Origin of the sequence: Tepidimonas thermarum, from assembly GCF_007556705.1 — a bacterium.
GTDB classification, from domain to species: Bacteria; Pseudomonadota; Gammaproteobacteria; order Burkholderiales; family Burkholderiaceae_C; genus Tepidimonas; species Tepidimonas thermarum.
The window spans coordinates 1-2,948 of record NZ_VJOL01000096.1; the positions used below are offsets into that span (position 1 = coordinate 1).

The window sequence follows — 2,948 nt, forward strand, 5'->3', positions numbered from 1 at the left end:
GCGCCATCCAGTCCGTTCTCGAGCAAGATCGCATAAGCGGCTTCCAAGGGGTTGGTTTCGACTCGTATTGCCATGAGGGTTACACTCCTTTCTCGAAGTCATGGCGTCAGACCCACCCTCGCGCTGTCTGCTGGGCGGGGAGCGTAGGCGCGTAGCGCCGGAGATCCCCGCCCAGCAGACAACCGGCAAAATGGAATTTACAGAAAGAACGATACACAACTTCAAGCGCGTGGCCATCGGCTTCGGCCTGGCCGCTCTGGTGGGCATCCCGGCGGGCTTTGTCATCGGCCGCTCGGTGTTCCTCAGCCGCATGCTCAACCCGATCATCAGCCTGCTGCGCCCGGTCTCGCCGCTGGCTTGGCTGCCGATCGGCCTGCTGGTGTTCAAGGGCGCCAACCCGGCCGCCATCTGGACCATCTTCATCTGCTCGATCTGGCCCATGGTCATCAACACCGCTGTGGGGGTGCAGCGCGTGCCGCAGGACTACATGAACGTGGCCCGCGTGCTCAACCTCAGCGAATGGAAGATCTTTACCAAGATCCTGTTCCCCGCCGTGCTGCCCTACCTGCTGACCGGCGTGCGCCTGGCCGTGGGGACGGCCTGGCTGGTGATCGTCGCAGCCGAGATGCTGACCGGTGGCGTGGGCATCGGCTTCTGGGTCTGGGACGAGTGGAACAACCTCAACGTCTCCAGCATCATCATCGCCATCTTCGTGATCGGCATCGTCGGCCTGCTGTTGGAGGTCGCGCTCATCAAGCTGGCCTCCTTGTTTACGTATGAGGAGGTCAAGGCATGAACACGAAGTACATCGACATCCAGGGCGTCGCGCAAACCTTCAAGACCAAGAAGGGCCTGTTCCCCGCGCTGCGCGACATCAACCTGACCGTGGCCAAAGGCGAGTTCGTGGCCCTCATCGGCCACTCGGGCTGCGGCAAGTCCACGCTGCTGAACCTGATCGCGGGCCTGACCAAACCCACCAGCGGCGTGCTGCTCTGCGCCGACAAGGAAATCGCGGGGCCCGGTCCCGAGCGCGCCGTGGTGTTCCAGAACCACTCGCTGCTGCCCTGGCTGACCTGCTTCGAGAACATCTACCTCGCGGTCGAACGCGTGTTTGGTGCGAGCGAAAGCAAGGCGCAACTCAAGCAGCGCACCCATGACGCACTGGCCCTGGTCGGCCTGACGGCCGCCGCGCAGAAGCGCCCCGGCGAAATTTCGGGTGGCATGAAGCAGCGCGTGGGTATCGCCCGCGCGCTGTCGATGGAGCCCAAGGTGCTGCTGATGGACGAACCCTTCGGCGCCCTGGACGCGTTGACCCGCGCCAAGCTGCAGGACGAGCTGCTGGAGATCGTCGCCAAGACCCAGGCCACCGTGGTGATGGTCACGCACGACGTGGACGAGGCGGTGCTGCTGTCCGACAAGATCGTGATGATGACCAACGGCCCGGCGGCCACCATTGGCGAAGTACTCGCTGTCGAACTGCCGCGCCCGCGCAACCGCGTGGCCCTGGCCGACGACCCTCGGTATCAGCGCTACCGCAAGGCGGTCATCGATTTTCTCTACACACGGCAAAGCCATGTGGAGAAAGTGGCCTGAGGAGAACATCATGGACATGCGCGTCAACCCCAAGGCGAAGATGAAACTGGTGATGGTCGGCAACGGCATGGCCGGCGTGCGCGCGCTCGAAGAGCTGCTCAAGATTGCCCCCGACCTGTACGACATCACGGTGTTCGGCGCCGAGCCCCACCCGAACTACAACCGCATCCTGCTTTCACCGGTGCTGGCGGGCGAGCAGACCATCGACCAGATCATCCTCAACGACTGGTCCTGGTACGCCGAGCACGGTATCACGCTACACGCGGGCTATAAGGTGACCGAAGTCGACCGCGTCAAGCGCATCGCTCATTCGGTCGGCCCCAACGGCGAAAAAGTCTCGGCCGAGTACGACCGCCTGATCCTGGCCACCGGCTCCCATCCCGTCATCTTGCCCATCCCCGGCAAGGATCTCAAAGGCGTGCTGGCCTACCGCGACATCGCCGACACCCAGGCCATGATCGAGGCAGCGGCAACCTACAAAACCGCGGTGGTGATTGGCGGCGGCCTGCTGGGCCTGGAAGCGGCCAACGGGCTGATGAAGCGCGGCATGCAGGTCACTGTCGTGCATGTTGCCCCGTGGTTGATGGAGCGACAGCTCGACGAGGTTGCCGGCAAGCTGCTGCAGAAATCGTTGGAAGAGCGAGGCATGCGGTTCCTGATCGGCGCGCAGACCCAGGAGCTGGTCGGCGGCGACGATGGTCGCGTCAAGGCCGTGAAATTCAAGGACGGCAGCGAAGTGCCCGCCGACCTGGTGGTGATGGCCGTCGGCATCCGCCCCAACACCGCGCTGGCCGAGCGCATGCGCCTGCACGTCAACCGCGGCATCGTGGTGAGCGACACCTTGCAGACCGTGACCGACCCACGCATCTACGCGGTGGGCGAGTGTGTGTCGCACCGTGGCGTGACCTATGGCCTGGTCGCGCCGCTGTTCGAGCAGGCCAAGGTCCTGGCCACCCACCTGGCCGAGTTCGGCATCGGCCGCTACAGCGGCTCGCTCACCTCGACCAAGCTCAAGGTCACGGGCATCGACCTGTTCAGCGCGGGCGATTTCATGGGCGGCGAGGGCACGGAAGAAATCGTTCTGAGCGATCCCATAGGCGGCGTCTACAAGAAGCTGGTCATCAAGAATGATCAAGTTGTGTATCGTTCTTTCTGTAAATTCCATTTTGCCGGTTGTCTGCTGGGCGGGGATCTCCGGCGCTACGCCCCTACGCTCCCCGCCCAGCAGACAGCGCGAGGGTGGGTCTGACGCCATGACTTCGAGAAAGGAGTGTAACCCTCATGGCAATACGAGTCGAAACCAACCCCTTGGAAGCCGCTTATGCGATCTTGCTCGAGAACGGACTGGATGGCGC

Annotated in this window: 1 protein-coding gene and 2 pseudogenes; all 3 read left to right on the plus strand. The window is 63.4% G+C overall.

From position 1 onward, the window contains the following. Nucleotides 1-217 precede the first annotated feature (217 nt). Nucleotides 218-796: pseudogene (gene ntrB / locus Tther_RS12915) on the plus strand (nitrate ABC transporter permease); the annotation flags it as partial. Continuing rightward, nucleotides 793-1,593, plus strand: coding sequence for an ABC transporter ATP-binding protein (locus Tther_RS12920; protein ID WP_143904507.1), 801 nt, complete (start codon nucleotides 793-795; stop codon nucleotides 1,591-1,593). The pseudogene ntrB and the gene Tther_RS12920, both read left to right, overlap by 4 nt. 10 nt (nucleotides 1,594-1,603) lie before the next feature. Further along, nucleotides 1,604-2,734, plus strand: a pseudogene (locus Tther_RS12925) (NAD(P)/FAD-dependent oxidoreductase); the annotation flags it as partial. Nucleotides 2,735-2,948: the final 214 nt, after the last annotated feature.

What these genes read in the sequence shown, in the direction of transcription:
- Tther_RS12920 (WP_143904507.1), top strand. Translation starts at nt 793, where the DNA reads ATGAACACGAAGTACATCGACATCCAGGGCGTCGCGCAAACCTTCAAG.